This window comes from Acrocarpospora pleiomorpha (genome assembly GCF_009687885.1).
Classification (GTDB): Bacteria; Actinomycetota; Actinomycetes; order Streptosporangiales; family Streptosporangiaceae; genus Acrocarpospora; species Acrocarpospora pleiomorpha.
In genome coordinates, this window is sequence record NZ_BLAF01000048.1 from 103,633 (window position 1) to 119,433 (window position 15,801).

Sequence of the window (15,801 nt, forward strand, 5' to 3'; positions counted from 1 at the left end):
CGACTCAGGGGCTAGCGCAAAGGCCAATAAAGGGGCCGACACAGGGACCGGCACTGGGGGTGCCTCGGGGGCCGAGATGGAGCCTGACCCGAAGGTCGCCGAACTGGAGGATCGGCTGCTTCGGGCGGCGGCCGATATGGACAACCTGCGCAAACGTATGGCCAAGGAGGTCGAGCGGGAGCGCGCCAGGGCCACCGCCGAATGGCTGCCCGTGCTCGACAACCTGGAACTCGCCCTGAAACACGCCAAAGCCGATCCGGAGGCTGTGCTTGACGGGCTCCGGGCCGTACACGAGCAGGCTCTCGCGGTGATGAACCGCCTCGGCTACCCGCGCCAGGACGACGAGGGCGCGCCCTTCGACCCGGAGCGCCACGACGCGGTCGGGACCGTGCCCGCCACCACGACCAGGCCGGGCACAGTCGCCGAGGTCGTCAGGCCTGGTTACGGCGAGCGCGACCGACGGCTCAGGCCTGCCTCGGTGGTGGTGGCCACGAAGGGCGAGTGATGGATTTCTACGAGATTCTGGGGGTGTCCAGGGACGCGTCCCCGGAGGAGATCCAGCGCGCCTACCGCAAGCTGGCCCGCACCTACCACCCGGACATCAACAAGGATCCCGTGGCCGAGGATCGGTTCAAGCAGATCTCCGAGGCCTACCAGGTGCTGTCGGATCCCGAGCGGCGCCGCGAGTACGACACCCCGGCGGCCCGGCAACCCGAATGGGCGTCGGACGTCGATCTCGACGACCTGTTCGGCGGCGTCTTCGGCCGCCGCTGGGGCCCGATGCCGGGCGCCGACCAGGAGGTCGAGCTTCCGCTCACGGTTGAGGAGGCGTATCGCGGCGGCCGCCGTCCCTTGAAGATCGACGGGAGGTCGGTGGAGGTGACCATCCCGCCGGGCGTGGCCGACGGCCGGCGGATCAGGCTGGCCGGTCAGGGCGGCCGGGCCGGCGGCGGCGCGAAGCCCGGCGATCTGTTCCTGGTGGTTCGGATCGTCCCGCATCCGCGCTACCAGGTGAAGGGCCGCGACCTGTACGTACGGCTCCCGCTCACGCCCTGGGAAGCGGCGCTCGGCGCGAGCGTGGCCCTCGACACCCCCGGCGGCGAGGCGAAGGTCCAGGTGCCCCCGGGCACGTCGTCCGGCCGGAAGCTGCGCCTGCGCGGCCGCGGCCTGTCCGGCGGCGACCTGTACGCCGAGGCCCGGATCATGGTCCCGCCCACCCTGTCCGGCGAGGAGCGCCGGCTGTTCGAACGCCTCGCGGCCACCTCCGACTTCGACCCCAGGAGGCGACGATGACGCTGGCTCTGGCCCGGCCCCGGCGGCTGGACCTCGACACGTTCGCCCGCGTGGTGTGCCTGCATCCGGATGTCGTACGGCGGCTGGTCGCCCTGGACCTGCTGGACGCCTGGATCGACGTGACCGGCACCGTCTGGCTGCCCGCCGACCAGGTCGCCAGGGTGGGCCGCATCCAGCGGCTGCGCGCGGGCTTCGCCCTCAACTACGCGGGCGTCGCCCTGGTCATGGACCTGCTCGATCGGATCGCCGAACTGGAGGAGGCTACTCGTGGACGCTGACCGGCTCACCCAGAAATCCCAGGAGGCCCTGCACGACGCTCAGACCAAAGCCCTGCGCTTCGGGCATACGGAGGTCGACGCCGAGCATCTGCTGCTGGCCCTGCTTGACCAGGAACTGGGGGAGCGGCTGCTCACCCAGGCGGGCGCGGACGTGCCTCGCCTGCGGACCGATCTGGAGGCCAAACTGGCCCGGCGACCCCGGGTCAGCGGACCAGGCGCCGCGCCCGGCCAGGTGTTCGTCTCCCAGCGCCTGTCCCGCCTGTTCGACACCGCCGAACAGGAGGCCAAGCGGCTCAAGGACGAGTACGTCTCGGTGGAGCACCTGCTGATCGCCCTGCTGGACGAGGTGGGGCTAACCCGGGACGACTTCCTCAAAGCGCTCACCTCGATCCGAGGCAACCAGCGCGTCACCTCGGCGATGCCGGAAGTGGCCTACGAAGCCCTCGAGAAGTACGGCCGCGACCTGGTCGCCGACGCCGCCGCGGGCCGCCTCGACCCCGTCATCGGCCGGGACGCCGAGATCCGGCGCGTCATCCAGATCCTGTCCCGCAAGACCAAGAACAACCCCGTCCTGATCGGCGACCCCGGGGCCGGCAAGACCGCCATCGTGGAGGGCCTGGCCCAGCGCATCCACCGCGGCGACGTGCCGGAGAGCCTCCGCGACAAGACCGTCTTCAACCTCGACATGGGTTCCCTGGTCGCGGGCGCCAAGTATCGCGGCGAGTTCGAGGAACGCCTGAAGGCCGTGCTCAACGAGGTCAAGGCGGCCGAGGGGCGGATCCTGCTGTTCGTCGACGAGATGCACACGGTGGTCGGCGCGGGCGCGGCCGAAGGGTCCATGGACGCGGGCAACATGCTCAAGCCGATGCTGGCCAGGGGCGAACTGCACATGATCGGCGCCACCACGATCGTGGAATACCGCAAGCACGTGGAGAAGGACGCCGCGCTGGAACGCCGCTTCCAGCCCGTCATGGTGGACGAGCCGTCGGTCGAGGACGCCGTGTCGATCCTGCGCGGCCTGCGCGAGCGACTGGAGGTCTTCCACGGCGTCAAGATCCAGGACAGCGCGCTGGTGTCGGCCGTGGTGCTCAGCCACCGCTACATCTCCGACCGGTTCCTGCCGGACAAGGCCATCGACCTGGTCGACGAGGCGTGCGCGATGATCCGTACGGAGATCGACTCCATGCCCGCCGAGCTGGACCAGCTCACCCGCCGGGTGATGCGGTTGGAGATCGAGGAGGCGGCGCTGGCCAAGGAGAAGGATGACGCCTCGCTGGCCGAGCTGCGCCGGGAGCTGGCCGATCTGAAGACCGCGGCCGACGCCATGCGCGCCCAGTGGGAGGCCGAGCGGCAGACGCTGCGCAAGGTGCAGGAACTGCGGCAGGAGATGGAGAACGTACGCCGCCAGGCCGAGCAGGCCGAGCGCGACTACGACCTCACCGGCGCGGCCGAACTCCGCCACGGCAGGCTGCCGGAGCTCCAGCGGCGGCTGGCGGCGGAGGAGGAGCGGCTGGCCGCCAAGCAGGCCGGACATCGCCTGCTGCGCGAGGTGGTGACCGAGGACGAGATCTCGGCGATCGTGTCCCGGTGGACCGGAATCCCGGTGAGCCGGTTGCGGGAGGGCGAGCGGGAGAAGCTGCTGCGGCTGGACGAGATCCTGCACGAGCGGGTGATCGGCCAGGACGAGGCGGTACGGCTGGTCGCCGACGCGGTGATCCGAGCCAGATCCGGAATCAAGGATCCGCGCCGGCCGATCGGGTCGTTCATCTTCCTCGGGCCGACCGGGGTGGGCAAGACCGAGCTGGCCAAGGCGCTGGCCGCGGCGCTCTTCGACACCGAGGAGAACATGGTCAGGATCGATATGAGCGAATATCAGGAGCGGCACACGGTCAGCCGGCTGGTGGGGGCGCCGCCTGGATATATCGGGTACGAGGAGGGGGGTCAGCTCACCGAGGCGGTGCGGCGCAAGCCGTACAGTGTGGTGCTTTTCGACGAAGTCGAGAAGGCGCACGCGGATGTGTTCAACACGCTCCTGCAGGTCCTGGACGACGGGCGGCTGACCGACGCGCAGGGGCGCACGGTCGACTTCCGCAACACGGTGATCATCATGACGTCCAACATCGGGTCGCAGTACCTGCTGGACGGGGTCACGCCCGGCGGCGAGCTCAAGCCGGAAGGGCGCGACCGGGTGCTGGCCGAACTGCGCTCCCACTTCCGGCCGGAGTTCCTCAACCGGGTCGACGACATCGTGCTGTTCAAGCCGCTGACGGAACCCGAGATCGAGCAGATCGTGGACCTGATGTTCGACGACGTCCGGGTACGCCTCGCCGATCGCGACCTGACCCTGGAGGTCACCGAAGCGGCCCGCCGCGACATCGCCCGCCAGGGGTTCGATCCTGTGTACGGAGCGCGGCCGCTGCGCCGGTTCATCGCCCGCGAGGTGGAGACCAGGATCGGCAGAGCGCTCCTCGCCGGGGACGTGCCACCCGGGACGATCATCCGCGTGGACGCGAGCGAGGGCGAGCTCGTCATCGAGTTCGGAGGTTGACGATCGGAGGTTGACGATCGGAGGTTGACATGGTCGTGCAATGTGCCCAGTGCGGGAAGAAGAACCGGGTGCCCGCCGTCGCGGACGGCACACCCCATTGCGGCGTATGTCACCAGCCGTTGCCCTGGCTTGCCGAGGCCGGCGACGACACCTTCGCCGAGGTCGTGGAGGACGCGCAGATCCCCGTCGTGGTCGACTTCTGGGCACCCTGGTGCGGCCCCTGCCGCACGGTCGGCCCTGCGCTGGAACAGTTGGCGCAGGAACGGGCCGGGAAGCTCAAACTGGTCAAGGTCAACGTGGACGAGGCGGTCAAAACAGCCGAACGATTCGCGGTCGAGAGCATCCCCATGCTGATGGTGATGCGAGACGGCAAAATAATCGCGGAACAGACCGGAGCCTCCCCCGCCTACGTCCTGGCCGGCTGGATCGATGATGCCCTGGTGTAGGGGCGCCTCCATCTCGTACGGCACCGGCCGAAAGTACGTCGCCAGCGGCGCGAACCCTCCTTTGGGCTGATACGGGCACCAGATCAGGGTCCACAAAATTGGGCCCATGCCATCTGATGATCTCCCCGTAGCCCCCCGAATCGACACCGGCCGCCTAGCCGCCAACTGCCGGAGAGGTTCGGCGATGACCTTTCCCGGATGCCCAGCTTTTCGTGCCGAAATGACCGCTGGGGAGGTTGGGGGATGACCTCTCCCGGGCACCCGGCCGCTCGTGCCGAAATGACAGTGGCCTCTCCCGGGCGGCCGCGTATCGCCGCGCTTGATGTGGTGCGGGGGTTCGCGCTGTGCGGGATCCTGCTGGCCAATGTCCAGCCGATAGCCAACGCCGGCGACCTCGTCGTAGCGCCTTCGATGGGCGGTTCCGATGGCTCGTGGCTGGGGCTGTTCGTCGCGCAGCGTTTCGTGCCGATCTTCTCGCTGCTGTTCGGTGTCGGGTTCTCGCTGCTGCTGGAATCCGCGGCGGAACGCGTCACCAGCCCGCGGCTGATTCTGTTGCGCCGGCTGCTGGCACTGCTCGTGATCGGACTGGCGCACCTGTTCCTGCTGTGGCAAGGCGAGATTCTGACCGCCTACGCCATCATCGGACTGCTGGTGCTGCTGCCCTCGACCTGGCTGCCCCGGTGGACCGTGGCCGCACTCGCCGCTGTGCTCATCGCGACGTCATTGATCATGGGAGGCGGCCCCCTCCTGGTGGTCGGGCTGTTCCTGCTGGGTTCGGCACTCACCCGGTACGGGGTGATCGGCCGGATGGAGAACTCAACCCGGATCCCGGCCATGCTGGGCCTGCTTCTCGCGGCGGCGGCAGTGCCTCTCGTGTGGGTGCAGTCCGGGTTATCGTTCGACGACCCGTCCTTCAGGTTCATCTTGCCCGCGGCCGGATTGCTGCTCGCAGGGACGTACATATGCGGACTGCTAGTCCTGCTCAGAACCCCGCTCCGATCGCTACTCCAGGCGATTTTCGCACCACTGGGAAAAATGGCCCTGACCAACTACCTAACCGCCACAATCCTCGTTCTAGCGATCAGCCCCATCATCGGCGGCCTGCCCAACACCTGGCCTTCAACGACGATCGTCCTCATCGCCGGTGCCATCCTCACCATCCAGTGGCTATGGTCCACCCTCTGGCTACGCCGATACCGCCAGGGCCCGATCGAATGGCTCTGGCGCTGGGCCACCTGGGCCCACCGCCAACCGCTGCGTCATGCGCCCTGAACTGTCAGATTCGAATGTCTGACGGGTAACTGAGCGGGATCCGCCTCAATTTCTGGACGAGGTGGACGGCCATCACGTAAGGGCGGCCGCGATGATCGCTGGTTCGTGGACGAGGAACGAGCGGGCCATCTCTGGACCGGTGAAGTCCGACCCCAGGTTGACCGGGATTCTTGTCCCAGCAGAGACATGTCGGCCGATGATAGGAATCGTGGATCCGGAATGGTTTGCTGCGGTTGCGGCGCTGGTGGGGGAGTCCGCGGGGGATCTGTCGCTGGAGGAGCTGGCTGTGCGGCTCGGCGATTTGGCGCGCGAGGATGAAGGCAATCTGGAGGCGCGGCGGCTGCTTGGCTGGCTGCATTGGTACCGCTATCAGGTGGGCGGCGATGAGCGGGATCGTTACGCGGCGGTTGAGATGCTGATTCGCTGTTTTGTCGCTGGTGACGAGACGTTGCCTACGCCCCTGCTGCCCGATGTGGCCGAGCGGGCCTATCTCACTGCCATGAACTGGCGCGCTCAGGCGCTTGACGATCCTGGGCGTGACATCTCCCATAGCATCCGGCTTTATCAGCGTATTCTGCGTGTCACGCCGGATGACCTTGCATGGCGGGCGATGTGGTTGTCCGAACTCGGGGTGGCGTTGCGGACGCGGTTTCAGCGCACCGGCGTACTCGGGGATCTGAATGCCGCGATCGAGGCTGGACGGGAAGCATTGCACGCCAGCCTGGCCGAGGACAGGGGCGAGTATCTCAATGATCTCGCCAATGCGTTTCAGAGCCGTTTCGAACGCATTGGTGAAATCGCGGATCTCAACAGTGCGATCCAGCTGCTCACGGAAGCCACGAACATCCCTGACGACATCGAATTGCCGATATATCTCAATAACCTGGGGAATGCGCTTCTGGCCCGATTCGGCCGTTCCGGAGGTGATCTCGACGAGGCGGTCCGTCATCTCGATCGGGCGTTGGCCCTCGATCAGGCTGCGCCGCCGGACCTGCCGGCGGATCTGAACGACATCATGCGCGCGCTGCTGGAATCCACGGCCAGAAACGAACCAGATCTGCGCGCGGCGATGTTGTTCAACCTGGGGAACGTGTTGCTCGCCCGCTCCAGCCGTCCCGGCGCGGAGGCGGACCTCGACACCGCGATCGACCGGTTCGCCGAGGCCGTCCAGGCCTGCCCCGCTGACCACGAGGATCGCGCGGCCATTCTCGCCGGTCTGGGAAACGCCCTGCTCATCCGGTCCGACCTGGCCGCCGCTGTCGACATGCTCAGCCAGGCGGTCGACGCCACACCCGCCGACCATCCCGAACGCGCGGCCCGGCTCATCAACCTGGGCCGGGCCTTGCAGAGCCAGCCAGAACACCCCCGCGACGCGGTGTTCTCCGTCTACGCGGAGGCCGTGCGCACCGCCTCCGCCGCCCCGTCGGTACGGATCGAGGCGGCCCGATCCGCGGCCAGGATCGGACCACGGGCGGCGGAGCTCATGGAGACCGCCGTCCACCTGCTTCCCGAGGTGGCGCCACGCCAACTCGATCGAGAAGATCAGCAGTACGCGCTCGGCGGCTTCGCCGGACTGGCCGCCGACGCCGCCGCGCTCACCCTGGCTGACACCGGGAACTCCGAACGCGCGAGCCGTGCCCTGCACCTTCTGGAACAGGGCCGGACGATCCTGCTGAGCCAGGCGATGGACACCCGCAGCGACCTCAGCGATCTCCGGGACAGCCACCCTGACCTGGCCACCCGGTTCGCCGAACTCCGTGACCTGCTGGACCGGACGCCCGCGACCGCCATCACCATCTCGTCCAGCGTGCCACCCGGCTCCACGACGCGGGACCGCCACGCTCTGGCCGCGGAATTCAGCGCGCTCATCGCCAGGATCCGGCGGCTGGACGGATTCGCGGGTTTCATGAGCCCGCCGTCCACGGATGAGATCCTCGCCGAGGCCGCGTACGGGCCGGTGGTGGTGGTGAATGTCAGCACATATCGCAGTGACGCCTTGATCGTCACCACCGGCGGTGTCGTGGCGCGGGAACTTCCCGGTCTCACGCCCGAGATCCTGGTCCGCCAGATCAACGACTTTCACGGTGCCCTGCGCGGCAACCAGGAACGGCAGCTTCAGGTGCTGGCGTGGCTTTGGGAGGTGGTGGCCGGGCCTGTCCTGTCCGTGCTCGGACTGCGTCGGGATTCCGGTGCCTGGCCTCGGCTGTGGTGGGCGCCGGGTGGGCTGCTCGGCCTGCTGCCGTTACATGCCGCGGGCCGCCAGGGCGACTCCGTTCTGGATCGGGTCGTTTCGTCGTACACGCCGACCGTACGAGGCCTGCGCTATGCCCGCGAGCAGGCGCGACGATCCGCGGGGACGCGGGCGCTGGTCGTCGCGATGCCCACCACTCCGGGCAAGCCCGGACGATTGTGGCAGGTGCCCGCGGAACGCGAGATGCTCCGCAGGCGCCTCCCGGGCGCGGTGGTGCTCAGCGAACCTCAGCCGGCCCGCCCCTGGCGGAAGAACGAGTCGGACAAGCTGCCGACCAAGGCCAACGTCCTCGATGAGCTGCCGACCTGCTCGATCGCGCACTTCGCCTGCCATGGCACCAGCGATGCCACGAATCCCTCCCGGAGCAAGCTGCTCCTGCACGATCACGCGAGCGATCCCTTCACCGTCGCCTCGCTCGGGCCGGTGCGGCTGCGGTCGCCGCGGCTGGCGTACCTGTCGGCTTGCGAGACCGCCCTGACCAGCAACACCGAACTCGTCGACGAAGCCATCCATCTGGCCTCCGCCTTCCAGCTCGCCGGATATCCCCATGTGGTCGGCACCCTGTGGAAAGTCAACGACCGGGCCGCATTCGACATCGCCGATATGTTCTATGCCACCCTGACCGAGGGAGGCGCACCTTCGCACGCTCTCCACCACGCTGTCCGCGCCGCCCGGGAGTACGCCCCTGACGACCCTTCCCAATGGGCCGCCCACGTGTACTCCGGCGCGTGACCGGTTACCTGCGGGAGTCGACGGGGACGCGGCGGGCGGGCAGGTCGAACAGCCACGTTGCCCGGGCGGCCTTCAGGCCGTACTCGATGAGCAGGCAGGTCGCCACGAGCAGTGCTGTCACGATGAGCGGGTATGTGGCGGCGAGTACGGTCTGGGCGGCTGGGCTCGCGTGGGAGAGCGGGGCGGCCACGGCCATGTGCAGCAGGGCCAGGATCGGCATGTGGATGACGTAGATCGGGAGTGTGCGGCGGCCGAGCCAGGACAGTGCGGCGCCGATGTGGGTCCAGCGGGCTACCAGGGGGGCGGCGCTGAGGCCGAAGACGGTTGCGATCAGGGAGACTGCGGTCCAGATTGTGGGGGTTTGCTGGGTGGCGGTGGCGGCCATCGCCAGCAGTGCGATCGCGTACACCGCGCCTGTCACGCCGGCTCGGCGCCAGGTGGTGGTCTGGGTCAGGCGTTCGATGTGCGGGCGCAGGTGCAGGCCGAGTAGGAAGAACACGAAGTTCTGGAGGAGTGAGCCGCGGTTGCCGGGGGTGGCGATCAGGTCGGCGGCGGCCACGACCGCCAGCAGGGCGGCGGCGCCGAGCAGGATCGGCACCGGTACCCGGTGGAGGGCCTTGGCGGCGACGAAGTAGAGCGCGAGTGCGTAGAGGTACCACAGGTTGGGCGGGGTGATCGTGAGCTGTTCGACGAACTGGCCGAGGCTGCGGGCGCTGAGGGTGTCGAAGCTGGGGGCGAACCACAGGATCGCGGTGTGGATGAGCATCCAGATCAGGTAGAGGTAGAAGAACTTGGCGACGCGGGAGCGTACGACCACCCGCCAGGGGCGGTGGTAGGCGCTGACGGCGAACATGCCGGAGATGGTGAAGAACAGCGGCATCCGCAGGGTCATCAGCTGGTCGCCGAAGAATCCCCACATGGCCGGGATCGCCCCGCCGGCCTGCCAGTCCACCCGCAGGTAGTGCTTGTTGACCGTGTGCCAGAGCACGACCAACAGGATGCAGACGCCCTTCGCGACATCCGCCCATACCGCCCGGGGGTTCTCCATCTCCATCACGCCCTTCTCGGTGAGTAGGGCAACTTTGTGCTGGTACGGAGACAATGAGGATGGCGGAATCCTCAGTGTGGATAAGTACGCATTTAGCCGCGTGGGGCGTACATGATGACGGCCACGCCGACCAGGCAGATCGCCGCGCCGATCATGTCCCAGCGGTCGGGGCGGAAGCCGTCCATCACGATGCCCCACACCAGCGAACCCGCCACGAAGACCCCGCCGTAGGCGGCCAGAATGCGTCCGAAGTGGGCGTCGGGCTGAAATGTGGCCACAAATCCGTACGCGCCCAGCGCCAGGATTCCGGCCACGATCCAGGCCAGGCCGCGGTTCTCGCGCCAGCCCTGCCACACCAGCCAGGCACCACCGATCTCAAACACCGCGGCGAGGGCGAACAGGACCAGCGAGCGAATAATCGTCATGGGGCTATGTTCCCGGCGCGGGGTCAGCAGCCGCAGCCGCACCCGCTCGCCTGGGCTGCCCGGCGGCGTCGCAACCACCACAGCGCGCCAGCGGTGGTCAGCAGGAGAGCGGCGGCTGCCAGCAGCCCTTGTTCCGCGATCGCCGCGCCCGCGCCGGTGAGAACCCCGGCGGCGATCAGGATGGGAAGCGCGCAGCACGCCGCGCAGGCCAGCGCGGCCAAACTGGCGGTGATCTTGCTGCTTCTCGGGGGAGCATCAGGCACCCGCCCATGGCACGCCGGTTTGGCTGATCGATCATGATGTGGCGTCATCGGGTCTGTTCCTCGGCGAGTTCGGCGTACGGCAAGGGGCAGTCGGCGCACGTGCAGTGGATGAGGCTGTCGCAGCGGGCGGCCACCACCTGGTTGAGCGTGTCGCGAATGGTCGCCAGGTCGGCGATCCTGCGTTCGATCTCGGCCAGCTTGGCTTTGGCGCGCTCGCGCAGGTCGGCGCTGGGATGCCCGCGGCGGCCGGCCTCCAGCAGCTCGGCCACCTCATCGAGCGTGAACCCGAGCCGCTGCGCGGCTTTGATCACCACGAGCAGCGTGACCGTGTCGGGCGGATAGGTCCGGTGCCCGCCCGGGCTGCGCTGCGGTTTCGCGATCAGCCCGCGGCGCTCGTAGTAGCGCAGGGTCTGGACATTGACTCCGGCCCGCTCAGCGACCTGCCCGGTGCGCAGCCGCCGTTCGATCTCGTACGTCATGAGGTCGCTGTGCCGAACAAGGCGGTGACCACGTCGCGCGCCTCATCCGGGGCGGTCACCGTGAAACGCACCCCGGCCGGGCCGACACTCAGGGTGAAGGTGAAGAACGAGCAGCATTCGAACTCGACCACGGCCAGCCGCGCCAACTCCACCACCGTCCGCCCGTCCCGCACGAAGGTCAAGGTGACCCCGCCGTCAGCGGCTTCCCGCCCGGTGGCCCCAGCGATCACCTGCTGCCATTCACTGAGCCGCTCCCGCATGGCCTCGGCACCGCCTCCCAGGGTGCACACGATGGCCGGCTCACCTTCCAAAGCGGGAGCCGGCGCTTTCGTCGACGTAGGATCCCCACCGCCGACCAACTCGGCACCGAGACCAAGCTGTCGCGCCGCAGCGGCAAACCGGTCACTAATCGACAGCGGCTCTACCGGTGAGCAGCAGGCGCAACCGCCGTCCTGCATCAGATTCGCCATCCGTTGGCTCCAGTCTTCGTGGTCCGTCGTACTTCGACCGTAAGCCTGTACCTAGGTACCGAATTCAAGCCCAACCAATGTGACCTGCATCACACCCGATGCGCCCACCGCCCATGCCCGCACGTCGATCCGGACAAGCACGCCAACTCCGCTCTGCCCCGCCTGGATCTTGCCGCTATCAAACTTCTCCGCACCACCGGTGTCGGCATTTCCCGATTTATCGGCCGTTGGCAGGCTCGATGTCGATCACGACCAACATCTCGAGCCGATAATTGTCAAGGTCAGGCACATTCCAGGACTCACCTGGCCTGATCTGGTGGAACCTGAAGGTCGCATTGGTTTCGTTCACACCCAGGATGCAACGCACCGAACTGGGCGGGTTGAGCCCGTAAACCCGCTGGCTGAACTCCAAAGCGAACGCGACACCATGCAGAAGCAGGATCCGCTGACCCTCTCCACTGATCACCGGCGCATCATCAACAATGACAACATCAACCGGAACCAAGTCCTCCAGGTGAAAGGAACTATCGGAACACTCCCAGGCCGTGAGATCCCCAAAGAACGATGGCGCACCCGCAGCATCTCCTGTCGAGCCTGCCCAGGTCAGAACTTCCCCACGCCGGACTATGCCACCTGCCGCAATCTCCCGAAGCCCCGCCGCGAGCCCCCCAGGCGGTACGACGCCCACCAGGCCACTCAACACCCCGAGCGTCGCCACCGCGGCATCGTTCATTCTCAGGGACAACACGCAGCCCATGATTCCAGTTGAGTGGCGGCGCACGATGCGTACCCTCGATCGGCTGCCTTGAGCAAGCATCTGCTCGTCCGGTTGCGGGCTCACGCCGGTATTGACTAATTGTGATGCGGACAATTCATGTCAACCTTCGCGAGGTGAAGGGCGTCTTGAGTAGCGCCCATATTGCCCTTGAAGGGAAGCACGTTGCGTCTCTCCTACGCCTCGCTTGCGGTTTCTCTCGTAGCGTCCGCGCTCATCGCCGCGCGGCCAGCCCATGCGGCTACGCCGGTCGTCCAGTTCATTCGGGTCTGGTACGACAGCCCGGGCAAGGACTACCGCGGCAACAGCAGCCTCAACGCCGAGTACGTGATTATCAAGAACACCACGCGCAAGGTGATCGACCTTGAGAACTGGGTTCTCCGCGATGAGACCGGCTACAAATACATCTTTGGCCCGGTCACGCTGAGAGCCGGGAAACGGCTGGTAGTCCGTACCGGCCAGGGGGAGGACACGGCCACTACCGTGTACTGGAATCGCAAGCAGTATGTCTGGAACAACGATGGCGACACGGCGACCCTCCGCAACGCCACCGGAAAGAAGATTGACACCTGCGGGTGGACCAAACTCAAGCCCGGCTACACCAACTGCAGCTGACGATGACATCCTCCGTTCCTGGTGAGGTGTTGTTCGGCGAGCCAATGGCAGTCAGGTGATGAGGCAGAGGACGTTGCCCTCGGAGTCGGTGAAAGCGGCGATCCAGACCTCGGCGCCTGGTGGTCCGAAGGTGCCCTCGCCGTCGGTGAAGGTCAGCTGGGGCTCTTCCACGATTTCCACGTTCAGGCTCTTGAGGTGGGCGATGGCGGCGTGGATGTCGGTCACGCGTAGGTAGAGGCGTGCGGAGGGGGCGGCCTTCTCGATCAGCAGGCGGGTGTTGCCCAGGTCGAAGAAGACCAAGCCTGGAGGGTCGTAGGTGGCGATGTGGCGCAGGCCGAGGATATCTCGGTAGAAGGTTGTCGCCCGGTCGAGATCGTGGGCGCGTTGCGCGACCTGCCCGAGGGTGGATGGCTGCCCGTTCATCACGCCTCTCTTCGCCGGCCAAACTGCGTAGCAATGCTATGGATATTAGACACGTAGCAAGGCTATGTAAATTGCGGTCATGGACCACGACGTGGAACGGCTCGCAACCGACCTGCACTCGGCCGCGATACACCTGCTGCGCAAGGTGCGGGAGGTCGACTCCGAACTCGGCATCACCCCCGCCAGGCTGTCGGCACTGTCGGTCGTGGCGATGGGGGGTCCGCGTACGGTCTCGGAACTGGCCAAGGCCGAGCAGGTCGCGGGCCCGACGATGAGCCGCATTGTGGCGGCTCTGGAAGCAGCCGGTCTGGTTGTACGGCGAGAGCATCCGCAGGACGGGCGCGCCATGGTCGTGCACGCGACCGAGAAAGGCCGGTTGGTGATGGAACGCGGCCGGGTACGGCGGGTCGGCGTCCTGGCCGCACGGCTCGAACGGCTTCCCAATGACGACCGGCGAACGTTGGAGCAGGCAGTGCGCCTCCTGCGATCCCTCGTCGCCGGGAACGACGACTCACAGTGATGAGCAGGGTCGTCTCGTTGTGGGTGACTCAGCCTCAGATAAATGCAACCAGATCCTGGGCAAATGTAACCACGACCTGGTTACATTTCACGACGCTGGCCAGCGGTCTCATAGGCCCAGGGATCCCGCGCGGTGTCCGGCCTGGAAGCGAGAGTCGGCGTCCAGTTTGGTCATCAGGTCGGCGACGCGTCGGCGGTAGGTGCGGAGTGACATGTCCAGTCGCCGGGCGGCGGTTTCGTCGGTGAGGCCGTCGGCGAGGGCGCGCAGGACCGGGCGGTCGGCGGGGTCGAGGTGCGGGAGCTCGCCGCGGAGGTAGGCGTCCAGGTCGGTGGCCGCGTCCCAGGCGGCCGCGAACAGCGCGTGCACGCCGCCGACCAGGGTGGGCGCCGTGGTCACGGTGTACTGCCTGCCGGTCGGCGTGGCTTCGCCGGCCAGAATCATCACCCGCCGGTCAATGATGATCGTCTCGTACGGCAACGGGCTGGAGCTGATGCGCACCCGCGCGCCCTTACTCGCGATCTGGCGCAAATGCAGGCGGGCCGGCTCGCCGATCAGTGCCACCGGACTGAACAGCTTTTGGACGGCGAGGCTGGTGGGCGTACGATTCCGTGCCGGTCGCCGTGACCAGGTGTCCAGGTCCCTGGCCGCGCAGACGAACTCGTCACGCGCACCCTCGAACAGATGGCCCGCCCGAAGTATCAGCTCCTGGTCACCGTGAACCGTAATGACCTCCATGCCGTTAAGTCTGGCAGCAAGCTGCCACGATGTCGCTTTCGTCCTGGCTGGTCGGCAGGCTGCGGCCATGACATTCCTTCTCGGTGGCGACCTGACGATCCACAGGCTGGGCTTCGGCGCGATGCGTCTTCCCACGGGCACTTTCCAGGGGCCGGTGCGCGATCCCGCGACCGGCATCGCCGTCCTTCGCCGTGCGGTGGAACTGGGCGTGAACCATATCGACACGGCCGGCTTCTACGTGCGGGGCGAGGTGCGGGCCAACGATCTGATCCGCCGGGCGCTCGCGCCGTACCCGGATGAGCTGGTGATCGCGACCAAGGTGGGGCCGCTGCTCGGTCCCGGCGGCGTGCCGAGCGAGGAGGCGGCTCCGGATCAGCTTCGCGGGCTGGTGGAGGGGAACCTGCGCGATCTTGGTGTGGACCGGCTCGACCTGGTCTACCTGCGCGTCGGCGGAATGTCCGTGCCCCGTGGCGTCTCGATCGCCGAGCGGTTCGCGGTGCTGGCGGAGCTCCGGGAGGAGGGGCTGATCCGGCATCTCGGGGTGAGCAATGTGGACGCCGCCCAGCTCGCCGAGGCCCGCGCGATCGCCCCGGTGGCCGCTGTCCAGAATGCCTTCCACGTGCATGATCGTGGCGACGCCGCGTTGCTGGCCGCCTGTGCGGAGGCGGGGATCGCTTTCGCGCCCTTCTTCCCGTTGGGCGGCGGCCATCGCCCGATCGACGCCGCCAGGCTGGAGAAGGTCGCGGCTCGCCACGGCGCTACCTCCGCGCAGATCGCGCTCGCCTGGCTCCTGGCCACCTCACCGGTGACGCTGGCCATCGCGGGCACCGGCTCCCTCGCCCACCTGGAGGAGAACATGCGCGCCGACCGCATCAGCCTCACACCGGACGATTTCGCCGACCTCGTTTAGATGATTCGCAATTCATCGAATAGTTGAGGCTGTGGTGGCCTCGGGCGGCAAGTACGTGCGCTTTGTGGTGTTTCTGGGGGCCCTGATCGCGCCGGGGCTGCTCGCCGTGGACCTGTACCCTCCGGCGCCGCCGGTTGCGTAACGGTCTCCAGGCCACCGTTGGGCTCGCCTTCGCCGGCATGTTCCTGGGCCTGGGTGCGGGACGGCGGTACGCATCTCCGATGCCCGGGGGGGGGGGCGACCGCTGATCTTCGGTCTGGTGGCCCCTGACGGGCCGCCTTGTCGAGATTTCGACGAAAGCAGAAACTTGACAGCCTC

The 15,801-nt window shown here is 67.4% G+C and carries 19 protein-coding genes; 10 read left to right on the forward strand and 9 right to left on the reverse strand.

Annotation, left to right across the window (positions count from 1 at the left end):
- Positions 1 to 76: 76 nt before the first annotated feature.
- The 6 genes from Aple_RS34885 (at position 77) to Aple_RS34910 (ending at position 5,837) form a co-directional block, all read left to right on the forward strand.
- On the forward strand, positions 77 to 505 hold the full coding sequence (locus tag Aple_RS34885; RefSeq protein WP_218038653.1) for a nucleotide exchange factor GrpE: 429 nt from the start codon (positions 77 to 79) through the stop codon (positions 503 to 505).
- Entirely contained in the window at positions 505 to 1,293 is a 789-nt protein-coding gene (locus Aple_RS34890) for a DnaJ C-terminal domain-containing protein (RefSeq protein WP_155349006.1), read from the forward strand. Before Aple_RS34885 ends, Aple_RS34890 begins: the two co-directional genes overlap by 1 nt.
- On the forward strand, positions 1,290 to 1,571 hold the full coding sequence (locus Aple_RS34895) for a chaperone modulator CbpM (RefSeq protein ID WP_155349007.1): 282 nt from the start codon (positions 1,290 to 1,292) through the stop codon (positions 1,569 to 1,571). Before Aple_RS34890 ends, Aple_RS34895 begins: the two co-directional genes overlap by 4 nt.
- Positions 1,561 to 4,119, forward strand: a complete 2,559-nt coding sequence (clpB, locus tag Aple_RS34900; RefSeq protein WP_155349008.1) for an ATP-dependent chaperone ClpB — start codon at positions 1,561 to 1,563, stop codon at positions 4,117 to 4,119. The genes Aple_RS34895 and clpB overlap by 11 nt, the downstream gene beginning before the upstream one ends.
- 29 nt (positions 4,120 to 4,148) lie before the next feature.
- Positions 4,149 to 4,565, forward strand: coding sequence for a thioredoxin (gene trxA, locus Aple_RS34905; RefSeq protein ID WP_155349009.1), 417 nt, complete (start codon positions 4,149 to 4,151; stop codon positions 4,563 to 4,565).
- A 279-nt stretch (positions 4,566 to 4,844) separates the two neighbouring features.
- Positions 4,845 to 5,837 carry a DUF418 domain-containing protein gene (locus Aple_RS34910; protein WP_155349010.1) on the forward strand — a complete coding sequence of 331 codons (993 nt, stop codon included), beginning with the start codon at positions 4,845 to 4,847 and terminating at the stop codon, positions 5,835 to 5,837.
- Between the two features lie 4 nt (positions 5,838 to 5,841).
- Here the strand turns inward: Aple_RS34910 and Aple_RS52380 are convergent, their stop codons facing one another.
- Positions 5,842 to 6,786, reverse strand: a complete 945-nt coding sequence (locus tag Aple_RS52380; protein ID WP_170321803.1) for a hypothetical protein — start codon at positions 6,784 to 6,786, stop codon at positions 5,842 to 5,844.
- A gap of 12 nt (positions 6,787 to 6,798) precedes the next feature.
- Between Aple_RS52380 and Aple_RS34915 the strand changes: the two genes are divergently transcribed.
- Positions 6,799 to 8,820 (forward strand): CHAT domain-containing protein, encoded by a 2,022-nt coding sequence (locus tag Aple_RS34915; protein WP_170321804.1) that lies wholly within the window; start codon positions 6,799 to 6,801, stop codon positions 8,818 to 8,820.
- A 4-nt stretch (positions 8,821 to 8,824) separates the two neighbouring features.
- On the opposite strand, the gene Aple_RS34920 is transcribed toward Aple_RS34915, so the two are convergent.
- From Aple_RS34920 to Aple_RS34945, 6 genes are all read right to left on the reverse strand, one after another.
- On the reverse strand, positions 8,825 to 9,874 hold the full coding sequence (locus Aple_RS34920) for an acyltransferase family protein (RefSeq protein WP_155349012.1): 1,050 nt from the start codon (positions 9,872 to 9,874) through the stop codon (positions 8,825 to 8,827).
- Between the two features lie 86 nt (positions 9,875 to 9,960).
- Complete coding sequence (locus tag Aple_RS34925) at positions 9,961 to 10,293, reverse strand: YnfA family protein (RefSeq protein ID WP_155349013.1); 333 nt, start codon at positions 10,291 to 10,293, stop codon at positions 9,961 to 9,963.
- A gap of 23 nt (positions 10,294 to 10,316) precedes the next feature.
- Positions 10,317 to 10,556, reverse strand: coding sequence for a mercuric ion transporter MerT (merT, locus tag Aple_RS34930; protein WP_155349014.1), 240 nt, complete (start codon positions 10,554 to 10,556; stop codon positions 10,317 to 10,319).
- Between the two features lie 44 nt (positions 10,557 to 10,600).
- A complete protein-coding gene (locus Aple_RS34935) occupies positions 10,601 to 11,035 on the reverse strand; it encodes a MerR family transcriptional regulator (protein ID WP_155349015.1) in 435 nt (144 codons plus the stop codon).
- On the reverse strand, positions 11,032 to 11,325 hold the full coding sequence (locus Aple_RS34940; RefSeq protein ID WP_155349016.1) for a hypothetical protein: 294 nt from the start codon (positions 11,323 to 11,325) through the stop codon (positions 11,032 to 11,034). The genes Aple_RS34935 and Aple_RS34940 overlap by 4 nt, the downstream gene beginning before the upstream one ends.
- A 397-nt stretch (positions 11,326 to 11,722) precedes the next feature.
- The gene (locus tag Aple_RS34945; RefSeq protein ID WP_155349017.1) at positions 11,723 to 12,376 is read right to left on the reverse strand and encodes a PM0498 family protein; all 654 of its coding nucleotides are present in this window, start codon (positions 12,374 to 12,376) and stop codon (positions 11,723 to 11,725) included.
- A 54-nt stretch (positions 12,377 to 12,430) separates the two neighbouring features.
- On the opposite strand from Aple_RS34945, the gene Aple_RS34950 reads away from it, so the two are divergent.
- On the forward strand, positions 12,431 to 12,895 hold the full coding sequence (locus Aple_RS34950; RefSeq protein ID WP_246264984.1) for a lamin tail domain-containing protein: 465 nt from the start codon (positions 12,431 to 12,433) through the stop codon (positions 12,893 to 12,895).
- 51 nt (positions 12,896 to 12,946) lie between these two features.
- Here the strand turns inward: Aple_RS34950 and Aple_RS34955 are convergent, their stop codons facing one another.
- Positions 12,947 to 13,318 carry a VOC family protein gene (locus Aple_RS34955; protein WP_155349019.1) on the reverse strand — a complete coding sequence of 124 codons (372 nt, stop codon included), beginning with the start codon at positions 13,316 to 13,318 and terminating at the stop codon, positions 12,947 to 12,949.
- A 79-nt stretch (positions 13,319 to 13,397) separates the two neighbouring features.
- Here Aple_RS34955 and Aple_RS34960 point away from each other — a divergent pair, with 79 nt between their 5' ends.
- Positions 13,398 to 13,838: a MarR family winged helix-turn-helix transcriptional regulator gene (locus Aple_RS34960; RefSeq protein WP_155349020.1), complete on the forward strand. Its 441-nt coding sequence runs from the start codon at positions 13,398 to 13,400 to the stop codon at positions 13,836 to 13,838.
- Positions 13,839 to 13,946: 108 nt separating this feature from the next.
- Here the strand turns inward: Aple_RS34960 and Aple_RS34965 are convergent, their stop codons facing one another.
- Positions 13,947 to 14,573, reverse strand: coding sequence for a helix-turn-helix transcriptional regulator (locus Aple_RS34965; protein ID WP_218038654.1), 627 nt, complete (start codon positions 14,571 to 14,573; stop codon positions 13,947 to 13,949).
- Positions 14,574 to 14,640: 67 nt separating this feature from the next.
- Here Aple_RS34965 and Aple_RS34970 point away from each other — a divergent pair, with 67 nt between their 5' ends.
- Positions 14,641 to 15,483: an oxidoreductase gene (locus Aple_RS34970; protein ID WP_155349022.1), complete on the forward strand. Its 843-nt coding sequence runs from the start codon at positions 14,641 to 14,643 to the stop codon at positions 15,481 to 15,483.
- Positions 15,484 to 15,801 lie beyond the last annotated feature (318 nt).